This window comes from Cutibacterium avidum 44067 (assembly GCF_000367205.1).
GTDB lineage: Bacteria > Actinomycetota > Actinomycetes > Propionibacteriales > Propionibacteriaceae > Cutibacterium > Cutibacterium avidum.
Genome location: NC_021064.1, coordinates 1,656,151 through 1,671,186, shown reverse-complemented (window position 1 = coordinate 1,671,186; position 15,036 = coordinate 1,656,151). Strand labels below are relative to the sequence as shown.

16 protein-coding genes, 1 other RNA gene and 1 riboswitch are annotated in these 15,036 nt (G+C 64.5%); of the genes, 12 read left to right on the top strand and 5 right to left on the bottom strand.

What is annotated here, in order from left to right:
- The first annotated feature begins 94 nt into the window (after window positions 1-94).
- Complete coding sequence (gene glgC, locus PALO_RS07635) at window positions 95-1,321, top strand: glucose-1-phosphate adenylyltransferase (protein WP_015583080.1); 1,227 nt, start codon at window positions 95-97, stop codon at window positions 1,319-1,321.
- A gap of 73 nt (window positions 1,322-1,394) precedes the next feature.
- On the opposite strand, the gene PALO_RS07630 is transcribed toward glgC, so the two are convergent.
- Window positions 1,395-2,048 carry an O-methyltransferase gene (locus PALO_RS07630; protein ID WP_004811925.1) on the bottom strand — a complete coding sequence of 218 codons (654 nt, stop codon included), beginning with the start codon at window positions 2,046-2,048 and terminating at the stop codon, window positions 1,395-1,397.
- Between the two features lie 69 nt (window positions 2,049-2,117).
- Between PALO_RS07630 and dapA the strand changes: the two genes are divergently transcribed.
- Together dapA and PALO_RS07620 are read left to right on the top strand one after the other, a co-directional pair.
- On the top strand, window positions 2,118-2,999 hold the full coding sequence (gene dapA / locus PALO_RS07625; protein ID WP_004811924.1) for a 4-hydroxy-tetrahydrodipicolinate synthase: 882 nt from the start codon (window positions 2,118-2,120) through the stop codon (window positions 2,997-2,999).
- 50 nt (window positions 3,000-3,049) lie between these two features.
- Window positions 3,050-3,463, top strand: coding sequence for a sec-independent translocase (locus PALO_RS07620; protein WP_004811923.1), 414 nt, complete (start codon window positions 3,050-3,052; stop codon window positions 3,461-3,463).
- A 77-nt stretch (window positions 3,464-3,540) separates the two neighbouring features.
- On the opposite strand, the gene PALO_RS07615 is transcribed toward PALO_RS07620, so the two are convergent.
- The 3 genes from PALO_RS07615 to PALO_RS07605 form a co-directional block, all read right to left on the bottom strand.
- Complete coding sequence (locus tag PALO_RS07615) at window positions 3,541-4,695, bottom strand: Mrp/NBP35 family ATP-binding protein (RefSeq protein WP_015583079.1); 1,155 nt, start codon at window positions 4,693-4,695, stop codon at window positions 3,541-3,543.
- Window positions 4,696-4,757: 62 nt separating this feature from the next.
- Window positions 4,758-5,282 (bottom strand): DUF1003 domain-containing protein, encoded by a 525-nt coding sequence (locus PALO_RS07610; protein WP_004811921.1) that lies wholly within the window; start codon window positions 5,280-5,282, stop codon window positions 4,758-4,760.
- Window positions 5,275-6,540, bottom strand: a complete 1,266-nt coding sequence (locus PALO_RS07605; protein WP_004811920.1) for a magnesium transporter MgtE N-terminal domain-containing protein — start codon at window positions 6,538-6,540, stop codon at window positions 5,275-5,277. Before PALO_RS07605 ends, PALO_RS07610 begins: the two co-directional genes overlap by 8 nt.
- A 107-nt stretch (window positions 6,541-6,647) precedes the next feature.
- On the opposite strand from PALO_RS07605, the gene PALO_RS07600 reads away from it, so the two are divergent.
- Both PALO_RS07600 and PALO_RS07595 read left to right on the top strand, forming a co-directional pair.
- Window positions 6,648-7,154 (top strand): YflT domain-containing protein, encoded by a 507-nt coding sequence (locus PALO_RS07600; RefSeq protein ID WP_171048598.1) that lies wholly within the window; start codon window positions 6,648-6,650, stop codon window positions 7,152-7,154.
- Window positions 7,155-7,263: 109 nt separating this feature from the next.
- Window positions 7,264-8,136: a COX15/CtaA family protein gene (locus PALO_RS07595; protein WP_015583077.1), complete on the top strand. Its 873-nt coding sequence runs from the start codon at window positions 7,264-7,266 to the stop codon at window positions 8,134-8,136.
- 52 nt (window positions 8,137-8,188) lie between these two features.
- On the opposite strand, the gene PALO_RS07590 is transcribed toward PALO_RS07595, so the two are convergent.
- Window positions 8,189-9,685 (bottom strand): aminopeptidase P family protein, encoded by a 1,497-nt coding sequence (locus PALO_RS07590; RefSeq protein WP_015583076.1) that lies wholly within the window; start codon window positions 9,683-9,685, stop codon window positions 8,189-8,191.
- 222 nt (window positions 9,686-9,907) lie between these two features.
- Here PALO_RS07590 and PALO_RS07585 point away from each other — a divergent pair, with 222 nt between their 5' ends.
- The 7 genes from PALO_RS07585 to PALO_RS07560 all read left to right on the top strand — a co-directional run bounded on the left by PALO_RS07585 (window position 9,908) and on the right by PALO_RS07560 (window position 15,030).
- Entirely contained in the window at window positions 9,908-10,645 is a 738-nt protein-coding gene (locus PALO_RS07585) for a zinc ribbon domain-containing protein (protein WP_015583075.1), read from the top strand.
- Between the two features lie 60 nt (window positions 10,646-10,705).
- Window positions 10,706-11,087, top strand: an RNA gene (rnpB, locus tag PALO_RS11635) — RNase P RNA component class A.
- Window positions 11,088-11,103: 16 nt separating this feature from the next.
- The gene (locus tag PALO_RS07580) at window positions 11,104-11,304 is read left to right on the top strand and encodes a hypothetical protein (protein WP_004811914.1); all 201 of its coding nucleotides are present in this window, start codon (window positions 11,104-11,106) and stop codon (window positions 11,302-11,304) included.
- Between the two features lie 34 nt (window positions 11,305-11,338).
- A riboswitch (cobalamin riboswitch) is annotated at window positions 11,339-11,524 on the top strand.
- Window positions 11,525-11,565: 41 nt separating this feature from the next.
- Window positions 11,566-12,579, top strand: coding sequence for an ABC transporter substrate-binding protein (locus PALO_RS07575; protein ID WP_015583074.1), 1,014 nt, complete (start codon window positions 11,566-11,568; stop codon window positions 12,577-12,579).
- On the top strand, window positions 12,576-13,610 hold the full coding sequence (locus PALO_RS07570) for a FecCD family ABC transporter permease (RefSeq protein WP_004811912.1): 1,035 nt from the start codon (window positions 12,576-12,578) through the stop codon (window positions 13,608-13,610). Before PALO_RS07575 ends, PALO_RS07570 begins: the two co-directional genes overlap by 4 nt.
- Window positions 13,607-14,401 carry an ABC transporter ATP-binding protein gene (locus PALO_RS07565; RefSeq protein ID WP_041710091.1) on the top strand — a complete coding sequence of 265 codons (795 nt, stop codon included), beginning with the start codon at window positions 13,607-13,609 and terminating at the stop codon, window positions 14,399-14,401. Before PALO_RS07570 ends, PALO_RS07565 begins: the two co-directional genes overlap by 4 nt.
- Window positions 14,398-15,030 (top strand): (2Fe-2S) ferredoxin domain-containing protein, encoded by a 633-nt coding sequence (locus tag PALO_RS07560; RefSeq protein WP_015583072.1) that lies wholly within the window; start codon window positions 14,398-14,400, stop codon window positions 15,028-15,030. Before PALO_RS07565 ends, PALO_RS07560 begins: the two co-directional genes overlap by 4 nt.
- The last annotated feature ends 6 nt before the right edge of the window (window positions 15,031-15,036 follow it).

Sequence of the window (15,036 nt, the reverse complement as noted above, 5' to 3'; positions counted from 1 at the left end):
TTGTCGTCAACGAATCAGAAACTCTCCACGACAGTGACCGTTTGGGGTCGTAATCATCGCCCCTTAGAGGCTCGGTGACGGTAGATTGAGGGCCATGGCAAAGACGCGTCCCAAGGTTCTGTCCATCGTCCTCGCTGGCGGCGAGGGCAAACGCCTCATGCCCCTCACGATGGACCGTGCCAAACCAGCCGTTCCGTTCGGCGGTACCTATCGGCTCATCGACTTCGTGCTGTCGAACTTGGCGAACTCGGGCCTCACCCAGATCGCGGTGCTGACCCAGTACAAGTCGCACTCCCTCGACCGTCACATCTCCATCACGTGGAGGATGTCGACGATGCTGGGGTCGTACGTGACCCCGGTCCCGGCCCAGCAGCGTCTCGGACCCCGTTGGTACCAGGGCAGCGCCGACGCCATCTACCAGTCCCTCAACCTCATCAACGACCAGAACCCCGATTACGTCGTGGTGTTTGGTGCCGACAACATCTATCGGATGGACGTCGACGCCATGCTGCAGTACCACATCGATTCCGGTCTGGGATGCACCGTCGCCGGGATCCGGGTGCCTCGCAAGGAAGCCTCTGCCTTCGGAATCATCGATGCCGACGAGAACCACAAGATCACCGAGTTCCTCGAGAAGCCCGCTGATCCGCCTGGCCTGCCGGATTCTCCGGACGAGTCCTTCGCTTCCATGGGTAATTACATCTTCAGCCGCGAGGCTCTGGTACAGGCCCTGCACGACGACTCCCACACTGCCGATTCGCGCCATGACATGGGCGGCGACATCATCCCCAGGTTCGTCAACGCCTCCGATGCCCAGGTCTACGACTTCCGCGACAACGAGGTTCCGGGCAACACCGACAAGGACGCTGACTACTGGCGAGACGTGGGCACCATCGATGCCTACCACGACGCGCACATGGACCTGGTGTCGGTCGAGCCGGAGTTCAACCTGTACAACTCTGACTGGCCCATCTGGACCATGCAGGAACAGGCTCCTGGCGCCAAGTTCGTGATGCGTGGCTCCTGCGATGACACCCTGGTCTCGGCCGGGTGCATCATCTCCGGAACTGACATTTACCGCACGGTGCTGGGTCCGCGCGCCCGCATCGAGAGGTGGGCTCGTGTCGACGAGTCGATCGTCATGAACAACGTGACGATCGGGTCCAACGCCACCGTCCACCGCGCCATCCTTGACAAGAACGTCGTCGTTCCCGACGGGGCCCAGGTGGGCGTCGACCACGACCACGACCGCGCTCGCGGATTCACCGTCTCTCCAGGCGGTGTGACGGTGGTCGGCAAGGGAATCACCGTCCCCTACTGATCGGACGATTCACAGGACGCACGAAGCGGCTCCCCGGGTCACCGGGGAGCCGCTTCGTCGTGGCTGGCCGGGATCAGCCCTTCGTCGCCAGCAGCAGACCGTCGCCCACCGGCAGCAGGACGGGGGTGAACTCCTCGGTCTCCAGCACCGAGTCGAGGGTCTCGCGGATGATGAGGGTGTCGTCGTCCTCGTTGTCAGGGTCCGCGACGTGGTTGTTGGCCAGTGCGGCATTGGCGATGACGACTCCGCCCCGACGCAGCAGACGCAGTGCCTGGGAGACGTACTCGACGTACTCCAGCCGGTCACCGTTGATGAGGACCATGTCGTAGGCGTCGTCGCGCAGCTTGGGCAGCACGTCCAGTGGGGTGCCGGTGATGAGGCGCACCCGGTTGGAGCGGATTCGTGCCAGGGAGAGGACCTTGCGGGCGGCAGCCTGACGCTCGGCATCGGGATCGATGCTGGTCAGCACGCCTTTGTCGGTCATGCCCTCCAACAGGGCCAGGGCTGAGACGCCCGCGTCAGTACCAACAGTGACGACGTTGCTGGCCTGCATGGTGCGTGCCAGGAAGGTCAGCAGGGCAGTGGTGCCGTTGCCGAGCACCTCCCACTGATCGGCACGCGCGGCCTCGCGGGCCTCCTGCAGGGCCGGCGAGGGGGCGACGAAGCCGTCGGCGTACTCCCACGACCGGGCGTCTGGGGCTTGATGTCTGGGCTGTGCTGGACTCACACGGACAGCCTAGCCCGCCGAGGGCATCTCGTGGCTACCATGGGCACCAGGTATACAAGGAGGTCTCGCATGTCTGCTCCCGTTTTCGGCCGTTTGCTCACGGCCATGGTGACTCCGATGACGTCCGAAGGGGTGGTCGACCTGCGTCGGGCCGGCGAATTGGCGCACAGACTCGTCGATGAGCAGCGCAATGACGGCATCGTCGTCAATGGCACGACCGGCGAGTCCCCGACGACCACTGATGCCGAGAAGGTTGACATGGTCAGGGCCGCCGTCGATGCCGTCGGGTCGGACGCTGCGATCGTCGCCGGTGTCGGGACCAATGACACCGCCCACACCGTCGAGCTGGCCCGTCAGGCTGCCGATGCCGGGGCGGACGGACTGCTGGTCGTCACCCCGTACTACTCCAAGCCCTCTCAGGCTGGCTTGATCGAGCACTTCACCACCGTCGCCGATGCCACCGATCTGCCGATCATGCTCTACGACATTCCCGGGCGCAGCGGAACCCCGATCGAGACGAAGACCCTCATCGAGCTGGCCGACCATCCCAACATCGTGGCCGTCAAGGACGCCAAGGGGCAGGTTGTCGAGTCGGCCACGGTGATGGCCAACACCACCCTGGCCTATTACTCCGGCGATGACGCCATCACACCGGCCCTGTTGTCGGTCGGTGGGGTCGGACTCATCGGGACGTCGACCCACTTCACCGGCAGGCGAATGCATGAGGTCATCGACGCCTACGTCGAAGGGCGGATTGACGAGGCCCTGGCGATCTACCGCGAAATCCTGCCGGTTCTCACCGGAGTCTTTGCCGCCCAGGGCGTCACCATGGTCAAGGCCGGGCTGGCGCACCAAGGATTTGACGTCGGCGGGGTTCGTCTTCCGCAAACCATGCCGACGCCCGAGCACACCGAGCCCTTCTTCGATCTGCTGGATCGTACTCAGCTGTGACAACCCTGCAGTGACATGGGGAGGCCGAATTCCGGGGTAGCATATGGGGCATGTCCACAGCAGGTCCAGCGGAAATCGCGGTACTCATCATCATTGCTGTGCTCATGTTTGGGCCGGACAAGTTGCCCGAGATGGCCCGCAAGGCGGCGCGCGTCTATCACTACCTCAAGAACATCGCGAACAACACGAGGGACCAGCTCCGCAGCGAGCTGGGACCGCAGTTCGCTGATCTCGACTACCAGGACCTCAAGCCGCAGAACTTCGTGCGGAAGTACGTCCTGGATGGTCTGCAGGATGACATTGACGAGATCAAGTCTGACCTGTCCGACGTTCGATCCGACCTCGACCTGGGCCTGGCAGACATCCGCAACTCGGAAGGGTTGCCGGAGGTGCCGTCGGAATCGAGTCCGGAGTCAGCGCACGACTCCAGCCAGCCGGTGCCCTTCGACACCGAGGCGACCTGATTCGTCTCGCAGACGATCCAGAGAAGCACTGGTCCCCGGTCAGTACTGACCGGGGACCAGTGCTTCGTAATGGTTGATCAGACCGGGGAGACTCCCAGGTTCATCCCGGCCAGTCCGCGCGGGCGGGAGTCGATGGTGCTCGCCAGTGCGTGGATGGCCTTGGCAGCCGGGGACTCCGGGTGGGCGAGGACGATGGGGTCCCCCTCGTCGCCGCCGCTGCGCAGATCGGCGTCCAGCGGGATCTGGCCCAGCAGCGGGATCTCGGTGCCCAGGCGCTCTGACAGGGCATCGGCGGCCTTCTGACCACCGCCAGTGCCGAAGAGGTCGACGCGGAAGGTCTCGCCCGACTTCGGGGCGGTGACCTCCAGCCACGACATGTTCTCGACGACGCCCATGACACGCTGCTGCATGATCCCGGCCATCGTTCCGGCACGCTCGGCGACCTCGGAGGCAGCCTGCTGCGGGGTGGTGACGACGAGGACCTCGGCGTTGGGCAGCTTCTGGCCCAGGCTCATGGCGATGTCGCCGGTGCCGGGCGGAAGGTCGATGAGGAGGTAGTCGAGGTCGCCCCAGTGGACGTCAGCCAGCAGTTGGGTGAGAGCACGGTCGAGGATCGGGCCGCGCCAGGCGATGACGTCGGACTTGTTGGGCTTCATCATGCCGATGCTGATCGACTTGATGCCCAGACCAGGGACCGGCAACAGCATGTCATCGAGGGGAGTGGGGTGGGCGTCACCCAGGCCGAGCATGTCAGGCACCGAGTGGCCGTAGATGTCAGCGTCCAGCAGGCCGACCTCGCGACCCAACTGAGCCAGGGCCAGAGCCAGGTTGACGGTCACCGAGGACTTGCCGACGCCACCCTTGCCGGAGGACACCGCGATGACCTTGGTGGTGTTTCCGGGCTGGGCGAAGGGGATGACGCGTTCGGGGACGCCCTCGCGCAGCTGCACCTTGAGGGCATCACGCTGCTCGTCAGTCATGGTGCCGAGCTCGACGGAAACGCTGGTGACCCCATCGACACCGCGGACGGCCTCGGTCACCTGCTCGCGCAACTCAGTCTTGAGGGGGCATCCGGACACGGTCAGCAGGACGCGGACGAAGGCGCGTCCCTGGTCATCAACGGTGATCTCATCAACCATGTTGAGATCGGTGATGGGGCGTTTGATCTCGGGGTCATTGACGTGCGTGAGAGCTTCGGCAACGGCCTCGACCAACGGGTTATCGGTGCTCATGCTGACTTGTCTACACACCGTTGGGCCCCTCGGACAACTCGCCGATCGCGAACCGACTCCGATCAGCGCGATCCGGAGGGCGCCGGAGAGGCCTCAATCTCCTCCAGAAGGGAGCGCAATTCGTCTCGCAGCTCGGAGCGCAGGTAGTCACGGGTCGCCAGTTCACCCATCTGCATCCGGATGGAGGCGACCTCCCTGGCCAGGAACTCCATGTCAGCACGGGACTGGGCAGCCACTCGGCGGTCCTCGGCCATCGACACCCGGTCACGGTCTTCCTGACGGTTCTGGGCCAGCAGGATGAGGGGAGCCGAGTAGGAGGCCTGGGTGGAGAAGAACAGGTTGAGCAGGATGAACGGGTACGGGTCGAAGCGCAGCTTGTAGATCGCGACGAGGTTCCAGATGATCCAGGCGAGAACGACGACCGTCATGTACGCGAGGAATTTCGCGGTTCCCATGAACCTGGCGGTGGCCTCGGCGAACTGGCCGAACTTCTCGGAGTCCAGCTGCACCTTGGGGCGTCTGGCCTTGCGCGGTCCCGGGATGTCGAGACGATCGGCGTCGTGGATCCTCTGATCGCCGTCAGCCATGGTTCACCTCCAGAAGTTCGCCGTCCATCTGGTCGCCCCGCCAGTCGGCGGGCAGCAGGTGGTCGAGTAGGTCGTCAACGGCCACCGCCCCGACGAGCTGGTTCGCCTCATTGACGACCGGGACCGCGACGAGGTTGTAGGTGGCGAAATAGCGGCTCACCGCACCCACCGGGGCGTCCGTGCGCATGGGCTCGAGATCAGTGTCGATGATGGCCGAGACCATCGTCGAGGGCGGTTCGCGCAGCAGACGCTGGACGTGCACCGCTCCCAGGTATCGACCGGTCGGGGTCTCGGTGGGAGGACGACACACGAAGACCATGGAGGCCTCGGCAGGGGTGATGTCCTCGTTGCGGACCAGGGCCAGCGCGTCGGCGACGGTGGCATCGGGGGCGACGATGACGGGCTCCGGGGTCATCATGGCACCGGCAGTGAACTCGGCATAGGCCATCAGGGATCGGACGTCCGCGGCGTCGTCAGGCTCCATGCGGGCCAGCAGCTGATGGGCGGTGGTGTCCGGCAACTCCTTGATGAGGTCCGCGGCGTCGTCGGGGTCCATCTCCTCGAGGATGTCGGCGGCGCGGTCAGGATCGAGGACGGTGATGAGGGAGACCTGCTCGCCCTCCGGCAGCTCCTCGATGGCGTTGGCGAGTTGGTCGTCGTCAAGGGCCATGGCCACCTCGGCGCGACGATGGGGATTCATGTCATGCAACTCGCGGGCCATGTCGGCCGGTTTCATCTCGTGCATCTCGGCGATGGTGCGCTCGGTGGACTGCCGGGAGGCCAGCACCAGGGAGGGTACTTCGCGCCAGTCGACGATGGTCGGGTTGCTGGGGGTCTTGCGGATGAATCGGCCCCGTCCGGACTCGGCCAGGGCCACCTCGTTGATCTCCCACTCGCGGCTGCGCACCGGGGCCATCGAGACGTCCATCACCCACACCTGCTTGCCATCGCGGGTGAAGGTACGGTCGAAGAGGTCCTCGACGACGAGGGTCTCGGAGACGCGGCGGGAGAACACCTGGGTGTTGACGGTTCCCGAGATCATGATCTGCACCGCGTCGATGGCGTGCACCCGGACCATGGGCACGAATATCCGCCGACGTGCGAAGAGCTCGACGACGAGGCCGCGCACGAGTGGGGCGCGGCCGGGGGTACGCATCTGGACGACGACGTCCCTGACCTTGCCGACCTGATCGCCGTTGGCATCCATGACGGGAAGGCCACGAATCCGGGAGATGAATACCGACTGGGACCTGTTCACCTCGCACAATCTACCCGGAGGGCCAGTAACGATGCCGTGACCGATGACGGAGGACTGTCGGTGGCTGTCCGTATACTGTGGTCCAGACCAAGGAGGTAGCCGTGACGATGAGTGTGATGCCGGGCAGGGCAGATGCCATGATCAATCTTGAGTACCCGCAGTCAGTCGTTGTGGTCGACGATTACGAGACGGCCCAGAAGATTGTCGACGAGCTGTCCGACAAGGAGTTCCCGGTCGAGAACCTGTGCATCGTCGGAACTGACCTCAAGACGATGGAGAGAGTCACCGGTCGTCGTACCTGGGGCTCGGTGCTCGGCCAGGGGGCCGTCTCCGGACTCGGCATGGGTCTGCTGGTCGGCCTCATGATGATGTTCTTCACCACCGGCGAGGCCATTTTCGTGGTGTTGCTGACAGGGCTGCTCGTGGGCGTCATCATCGGCATGATCACGGCTGCCATCACGTATGCGATGTCGGGTGGGGAGCGCGACTTCAACTCTGTCCAGCAGGTTGTCGCCACCCATTACGAGGTGCTGGCTGAGCACAAGGTGGCTGCCAAGGCCCGTGAGATGGTTGCCGAGATGCCCTTCATGAGGGCCAAGGCTTTCCAGGGCTGATCCTCTCCGGGTAGACCCGCCGACAAGTCCGGGCGGTGGTGGTGGCAGGATCGTGGCCATTCGAGCCCAGGTCCATGACTGACGGCAATCACCACCAGCGAGGATTTTCATGACCAACACCGTCGCCACCAGAAACGCCGTGCCGAAAGGGGTGACGATCCTCTTCGGGATCACCGCCGTCGTCATCACTGTCACTCTGGCCCTGGGATCAACGGTGTGTGCCACCGATGCGTCAGCATCCTGCCCGAACTGGCCCGGCTGCTATGTCGGACGCCTGACTCCGATGGATGCGACCCAGCCATGGGTGGAGTTCATTCACCGCGTCATCTCGGCCTCGGTCGGCATCTTCGCGGTCGCGAGCGTCATTGTCGGAATCGTGTATCGGCGGGCCGACAAGCTGCTCGTCGCCCTGCCGATCGTCGCCCTGCTGGGCGCACTGACTTCCGGGATCTTCGGCATGATGACGATCAAGTGGGGGATCAACGCCGTCGAGGCGTCCTTCGACCTGCTGGCCGCCATCATCTCGATGGGTGCGATGTGGCGGGCCTTCTTCGTCTCCCGTAGGTCGCGCTCCCCGTGGATCTGGAATGGGCGTACCAAGCTCGGCGTCGGTGCCGTGGTCTTCCTCGTCGTCGGTCACTTCTTCGCCATCCAGGTTGCTGGCCCCGGGTCGCTCACCCGTTGCATGGGCTGGGCCATGTTCGTGCGCGGTGCCGGCGATGGACCGTTGGCCGGCTGGGTGGCTCAGCAGGCCATTGCGGGCATCGGGATGATCCTGGCCATCGTCTTCCTGCTGGCTCGCTGGGGGCGTCGCAATGGTTGGGACATCCTGTGCGCCGTGCTCATCGTCATCGAGATCGTCGCTGGGATCCTCATCGCCGTCAATGGGTCGAACCACGGCCTGGGAACCCTGCACGCCGTCCCGACCGTCCTCATCCTGTGCCTCACCATGACGGCGACGATGCGCAGCGCCAGGGGCTGAAACCCCCGGGCGCTGCGCATCGGCAGTGCTTGTGATCAGCGGGTGCTGATGATCAGTGGGAGGTGCGTCCCCAGATGTCGGCCATCCAGGCCTCGACCTCGTCGATCTGACGTGGGCAGTCCTTGGACAGCCACTCGGGTTCACCGTCAGTGATGCACAGGTCGTCCTCGATGCGGACACCGATGCCACGGAACTCCTCGGGGACCAAGAGGTCCGTCTCCTTGAAGTAGATGCCCGGCTCGTCGGAGACGCACATGCCCTTCTTGAGCGGTCCGGAGTAGTCCTGACGACGTGCCTGGTTGCAGTCGTGGACGTCCATGCCGAGGTGATGGGAGGTGCCGTGGACCATCCAACGACGGTGCTGGCCGCCCTCCGGGGAGAGGCATTCCTCGACGCTGACTGGCAGGATGCCCCACTCGTGCAGGTACTCGCAGATGACGCGGATGGCCGCCTGGTGGATCTCTGCGTGGTCGTGTCCGACCTTGGCGACGGCAGCGGCGGCGTCCTGGGCCTCTAGGACGGCTTGGTAGACCCGACGCTGGGCCGGGGAGAACGTGCCCGAGATCGGCAGGGTACGCGTGATGTCGGCGGTGTAGAGGGAATCGACCTCGACACCGGCATCGATGAGGATGAGCTCTCCGGGACGCAGGTCCCCGTCGTTGCGCACCCAGTGCAGGGTGTTGGCGTGGTCACCGGCGGCACAGATCGAGCCGTAGCCGACCTCATTGCCGAGGTGACGGGCGACCCGTCCGAAGGTGCCCTCCATCCAGCGCTCACCGCGTCCCTTGCGCACGGCCTCCGGGATCTCGGCGATCATGGACTCGAAGCCGACCTTGGACTTGAGGCAGGCGTCGCGCAGCTGCTCGACCTCCCAGTCGTCCTTGCAGAAACGCGCGGCTGAGGAAAACTCGTAGAGCTCCTCGTCGGCCTCCTCGGAGCCCTCGGGGCGCAGGGAGTCGACGGTCGCGGTGACGTTCTCGTCGGCGTCACGGATGACACGAACCGTCACGTCGCCGGCTGCCAAGGCGCTGTTGAGCTGAGAGATGTCGCGGCAGGTGAGCCCTGTCATGGCTGACATCTCCTCCAAGGACTCACGCTTGCCGACCCACATCTCGCCGTAGGTCGGGTCGGCGTAGAACTCTCGGTCCGTGCGCGGGGCACGCGGCTTGAAGTACAGCACGTCGCGGGTCTCGGCGGTGGTGTCGACGACGAGCACCGCATTGGGTTCCCGGTCGGTGCCCAGGCCCGAGTAGTAGGCGAAGGCGGTATTGGGACGGAAGGGGTAGTCGCAGTCGTTGTTGCGGCGCATGAGATGCCCAGCCGGAATGACGAGTCGGTCCCCGTCGAAGCGGGAGGCCAGGGCGTCACGGTGGGCAGTCGCCGAGGGCACGGAGCCGAGCGGCTCAGGAAGCTCGTCGGGGTAGGGGGCCCAGTCCGTGGGGATGAACTCGACGAAGGCTTTGGAGAACGGGGTCTGACGCTTGGGGACCTTCTGTTCCTCGGCCTGCTTCATCTGTTCGTTCAGATCTGACGACCTCGTCTCGGTCATATGTGTCGGGACCTCCGTTGGTTGATGGTGTGACTTCCAGTGTAGGTGTCGATGACATGGGCGTACTCGTCAGTGATGTCCTTGAAGGGGAACGAGATCGATGTCGGTGTGTTCGATCAGGCAGGATGCCGTCTACGCGCATCACCCTACCGACGGGAGGTAGGCTGAACCCCACATGTCAACAGGGCCTGCTCAACGGGGCCAGGAACGCAGGAGGTCAGCGTGAAAGCCGCGGCACAGGATCAGTGGAAGCTTCTCGATCTTGCACGGACTGACCGTCTGATCGCCCGGGCCCAGCACCGTCGTCAGACCCTGCCCGAGCTGGCCGAGCTCAAGGACCTCGCGGTCCAGCGCAGGGCCCTTGCCGAGGAGGTCGTCGCCAAGTCGACCGCGCTGTCGGACGCCAAGATGGAACAGGAGCGCATCGAGGGTGACCTCGAGCCGGCCCGTGCCCGCATGGATCGCAATCAGAAGACCGTCGATTCCGGTTCCGTCACCGACCACAAGGCCTTGAAGGGGCTGACCGAGGAGATCGAGCATCTCGGGCGACGCATCAGCCTGCTGGAGGACGCCGAGCTCGACGCCATGCAGGCCGTCGAGGACGCCGAAGCCGCTCACTCCGACGCGGATCGTCGTCGTATCGAGCTGGATGGGCACATCCGCACCGTCCTCGCGTCTCGCGATGCCGGTCTCAAGGGGATCGACGACGAGCTGGTCGAGTTGTGCCGGTCTCGCGAGACCCAGGCGGGTGGTGTCCCGGCTGATCTCCTCAAGCTCTACGAGATGCTGCGCGAGCGCACCGGGATGGGATGTGCCAAGCTCGTCCACGGGGTGTGTGAGGGATGTGGCATTGCTGCGAATCCGGCCGACCTGCGCACCTATGCCGCAGCCGCCGAGGACGATGTCGTGCGTTGCGAGGAGTGCGACCGGATTTTGGTGCGCACCGAGGAGTCCTTCTGAGAATTGCGCCGTTGCCCGTGTGGCGACGATGCGGCAATGACCGTAGAATCGACGGTCGGACGAGCCATCCGGGTGATCGCGGCAGTCTTGAGCTGTCGAGGAAAGTCCGGGCTCCACAGAGCAGGGTGGTGGGTAACGCCCACCCGGGGTGACCCGCGGGACAGTGCCACAGAAAACAAACTGCCGGCTTTCGGGCCGGTGAGGGTGAAACGGCGGGGTAAGGGCCCACCGCGTCATCGGTGACGGTGACGGCACGGCAAACCCCACTTGGAGCAAGGCCAAGAAGACCGTGAGGTCGCGGACGTGTTCGAGGGCTGCTCGCCCGAGCGTCCGGGTAGGCTGCGCAGCCGAAAGGCTGGAGGATGCCAGCAATGGCGTTCACAGATGGATGATCACCGGCCCTGAGGGGCCACAGAACCCGGCTTACAGGATGGCTCGTCCCTCCTATCATCAGGTCCATGAAGTTCGGAATTCGTACTCCCAGCCTGTCCAGAACCATCTCGGCCAGGACGCGTGGTCGAGTCACGAGGACCGTCAAGCGCACCCTCATCCCCGGTTACGGCCGTAAGGGAATGGGCTGGCTGCGAGATCCACGTCGAGCCGCCTACAACAAGGTTTACCGGAAGACGACGATGCGTTTCGGTGACCTGTTCAAGTGAGGTAACCCCTTGGAGGAAAACATACGAAGGGGATGCTAACATGCTCACGTCAGGTTGCTGGTGACCCCACCAGCGCTGGAATCCGGTGAGAAGCCGGAGCTGACGCGCAGCGGTATGACTGATCTGCCCCGGCGAACGCCACTGGTGCCATGAGCACTGGGAAGGAGCCGGGAACGGAGACGAGGTCGAGCCCGAAGACCACCTGACGCCGTCCTGTCGGTACCCGGTCGCGCACGCCGAACACAGAAAGCTGGCTTCCTCATGCCCGTCACCCCGTCATCCCTTCGCCGCGTCCTCGTGGCATCGGTGGTTCCCGCCGTCCTGCTCGCCGGCTGTGCCGGTGCCCCCAAGGACTCCGCCTCATCGTCGTCCCCCTCGGTCTCAGCGTCGGCTTCTGGTCCGATCACCATCACCAACTGCGGACAGCAGGTCACCCTCGACAAACCAGCCACGAGGGCAGTGACCCTCAATCAGGGAGCCACTGAGGACGTGCTGGCCATCGGCGGTGAGTCCAAGCTCGTCGGCACCGCCTACCTTGACAGTGGGATCCCGGCGAAGTGGAAGAAGGCCTATGACTCGGTCAAGGTGCTCTCCAAGGAGTACCCGTCCAAGGAGACCTTCCTGGCCGCCAAGCCTGATCTGGCGCTGTCCTCGTATTCCAGCGCTTTCACGGACAAGGCCGTCGGCACGCGTGATGAGCTGAAGAAACAGGGAATTGCCACCTACATCAGCCCCTTCGGCTGCCCCAAGGGCACGCCCTCGGCCGAAACCACCTGGGAAAATGTCTGGAAGGAAATGACCGAGGTGGGGACTCTCATCGGCGTCAAGGATGCGGCTGACAAGGCCATTTCCGAGCAGCGCGATGCCCTCAAGGAGGTCACCGGGAACAAGCACGGCACCGGGACGTCGATCGTCTGGTTCGACTCGGGAGACAAGACCCCGTTCATCGGCGCCGGACATGGCGGACCCCAGCTCCTCATGGACGCTGTCGGTGCCAAGAACCTCTTCGCCCATCTCGACGGCGGTTGGGCAGACGGCTCCTGGGAGAAGATCGTCGCATCCAACCCTGACGTCATCGTGGTCGCCGATGCCAGTTGGTCCACGGCGACGTCGAAGATCGACTACATGAGGAAGGACCCCGTCCTCAGCCAGATGAAGGCCGTCAAGGAGAACAAATTCGTCACCGTGCCGTTCTCCCAGAGCACCCCTGGTGCCGAACTCGTGGACGGTGCGAAGACCCTCAATGACGGTCTGGCGAAGATCACCGGCAAGTGAGTCGTCAGCGTAGTTGGCTGATCACCGGCATCCTCGCCATGGCCTTGGTCGGCAGTGTCCTCGTGGTGCTCGGGACCGGGGCGGTACACGTTCCTGTCCATGACGTCGCGAGGGTGGTGGCCCGACGATTCCGCCTCATCGAGGGCGCCGACGTCACCGTTCTCGATGATCAGATCGTGTGGCAGCTGCGGGCTCCGCGCGTCATCGGATCGATGGCCGTCGGCGCTTTGCTGGCGATGTGCGGCGCGGTACTGCAGACCCTGACCGGTAATGACCTGGCCGATCCCTATCTGCTCGGCATCTCCAGTGGAGCCTCGGTGGGTGCGGTCTTCGTCCTCATCATCGGAATCTCCAGCACTCTGGGGCAGTCCGTCCTCATGACACTGGCCTCCTTCGGTGGGGCGGTCGGGGCCCTGACCATGGTGCTGGCCATGGCCACTGGCAAGTCCGGGGAGTTACCCGCCAGCCGGACCATCCTGGCCGGGGTGGCCGTCGGACAGTTGTGCGGCGCGGCGGTGTCCATGATGATCATGGTGTGTGGTGAGTCGAACGCCGCTCGATCAGCCCTGTCGTGGACCCTCGGGTCGTTCACCGGTGTGAGATGGGGATCGACGATCACCCTGGCCGTCGCCACCGTTCCGGCCCTCATCGCCGGGATGGCATTGTGCCACACCCTTGACGCCTTCGCCTTCGGTGACGTCAGCGCGATGTCCCTGGGAGTACCGGTCAACACCGTGCGCTGGATGATCATGGTTGGCACCGCCCTGCTGACCGCTCTCAGCGTGGCCTTCGTCGGTCCCATCGGATTCGTCGGGCTGACGGTCCCACACATCGTGAGGTTCTGGACCGGGCCACGACACGCCCGGCTGCTACCGGTGTCGGCCCTCGTCGGAGCCCTGCTCATGGTGTGGTCTGACACCGCAGCGAGATGCCTGCGCCCTGACACCGAGATTCCCGTCGGGGTCATCACTGCGGCCGTCGGAGCCCCGGTGCTGGTCGTCCTGCTGCGTCGACAGGCGTCTCGATCATGAGTGCCGGGACAGCAGCAACGTTGCGAGCTGAGGATCTTGGTTGGACGGTCGACGGGACGATGATCCTGTCCGGGGTCGACGTGGAGATTCGGCCAGAGGTCATGACGATGGTCATCGGGCTGAACGGATCCGGGAAGACGACCCTGTTGCACCTGCTGGCCGGGTTGCGGAAGCCAAGCGCGGGGCGGGTGTGGTTGGGGGAGCGTGATCTCTCCGGGATCGGGGCCAAGGAGCGCTCCCGGGTGATGGCCCTTCTCGAGCAGAGTCCTTCGGCTCACGTGGAACTGACGGTGCGTGACGTCGTCCAGCTCGGACGCATTCCCCATCTGGGAGGCTGGGGGATCGGCAATCTCAGTCGCCGAAGAGGGCGTGACGGAGATGTCGTCGAGAACGCGATGGCGTCAACCGGAGTTGCTGATCTTGCTGACCGGGCATGGTCGTCCCTCTCGGGAGGGGAGAGGCAGCGTGTTCAGTTGGCCCGAGCTCTCGCCCAGGATCCTGAGATCCTGCTCCTGGACGAACCCACGAATCATCTCGACCTGCGTCACCAGATTGACCTGTTGGAGAGAGTGCGTGGGCTTGGTCTGACAACGGTGACCGTCATCCATGATCTTGACCTGGCCGCCGCTTACGCGGATGACCTCGTCGTGCTGGACTCGGGCCGGATGGTCGCAGCAGGATCGGCCGCCGAGGTACTGACTCCTGACCTCGTCCGAGAGCATTTCGGGGTCGACGGCGAGGTTTGGTCAGATTTCAGACGTGGATTCACCTGGCGGGGATTGCAGCTATGACGACGCGCATCGCGGTCTCGCTGCGCTGGGAGGATTCCTCTGACGCGGTCAGCGCAGAAGCGGTGGCCCGTCACGTGGATGCCGACCGGAACGCATGTCTGCAGGGTCCTGGACCGGCGCTCGTAGATGTCCTCGACGCCGCTGACGACGACCGGGTCGAGCTCGTCGGATGGAGTTGCGATGACGGACCGGTGCCGCTGTCCTGGCTTCGTCGCGTCGCCGGCCAGTGGGTCCGTGTCCATGAGAACGGACCCACCGTCGTCGTGCATGTCGGGGTTGTACGTCCTGACCAGGAGTTCACCGGCGAGTGGCGAATCGTGACCGGGGCCGAAGCGCCGTTGCACAACCCTGCCTGGCAGGAATTCCCCTCCTTCCGACACCATCTGCTCACCTGCCGAGGACCTCGCTGCAGCGCAGCCGGCGCCGCCGACCTGCATGCACGCCTGCAGGAGAAGCTGGCGCAGTCACACGCCTTGGACACAGAGGTTCTCGTCACGGTGACGGGGTGCATGTATCCGTGCAACCACGCCCCACTCATCGTGGTCTGGCCGGACGGCAGATGCATTCAGTTGACCGAGGACAACCTTGACCGCATCGTGTCAGAACTGACCGGGTCTTCCCGTCACTGACGGGAA

Bases quoted from the DNA above. Each gene is read 5' to 3' on its own strand.
- PALO_RS07560 (WP_015583072.1), top strand. From the start codon at position 14,398: ATGACGACGCGCATCGCGGTCTCGCTGCGCTGGGAGGATTCCTCTGAC.
- glgC (WP_015583080.1), top strand. From the start codon at position 95: ATGGCAAAGACGCGTCCCAAGGTTCTGTCCATCGTCCTCGCTGGCGGC.
- PALO_RS07565 (WP_041710091.1), top strand. From the start codon at position 13,607: ATGAGTGCCGGGACAGCAGCAACGTTGCGAGCTGAGGATCTTGGTTGG.
- PALO_RS07590 (WP_015583076.1), bottom strand. From the start codon at position 9,685: ATGACCGAGACGAGGTCGTCAGATCTGAACGAACAGATGAAGCAGGCC.
- PALO_RS07615 (WP_015583079.1), bottom strand. From the start codon at position 4,695: ATGAGCACCGATAACCCGTTGGTCGAGGCCGTTGCCGAAGCTCTCACG.
- PALO_RS07600 (WP_171048598.1), top strand. From the start codon at position 6,648: ATGAGTGTGATGCCGGGCAGGGCAGATGCCATGATCAATCTTGAGTAC.
- PALO_RS07620 (WP_004811923.1), top strand. From the start codon at position 3,050: ATGTCCACAGCAGGTCCAGCGGAAATCGCGGTACTCATCATCATTGCT.
- PALO_RS07610 (WP_004811921.1), bottom strand. From the start codon at position 5,282: ATGGCTGACGGCGATCAGAGGATCCACGACGCCGATCGTCTCGACATC.
- PALO_RS07595 (WP_015583077.1), top strand. From the start codon at position 7,264: ATGACCAACACCGTCGCCACCAGAAACGCCGTGCCGAAAGGGGTGACG.
- PALO_RS07580 (WP_004811914.1), top strand. From the start codon at position 11,104: ATGAAGTTCGGAATTCGTACTCCCAGCCTGTCCAGAACCATCTCGGCC.
- dapA (WP_004811924.1), top strand. From the start codon at position 2,118: ATGTCTGCTCCCGTTTTCGGCCGTTTGCTCACGGCCATGGTGACTCCG.
- PALO_RS07575 (WP_015583074.1), top strand. From the start codon at position 11,566: ATGCCCGTCACCCCGTCATCCCTTCGCCGCGTCCTCGTGGCATCGGTG.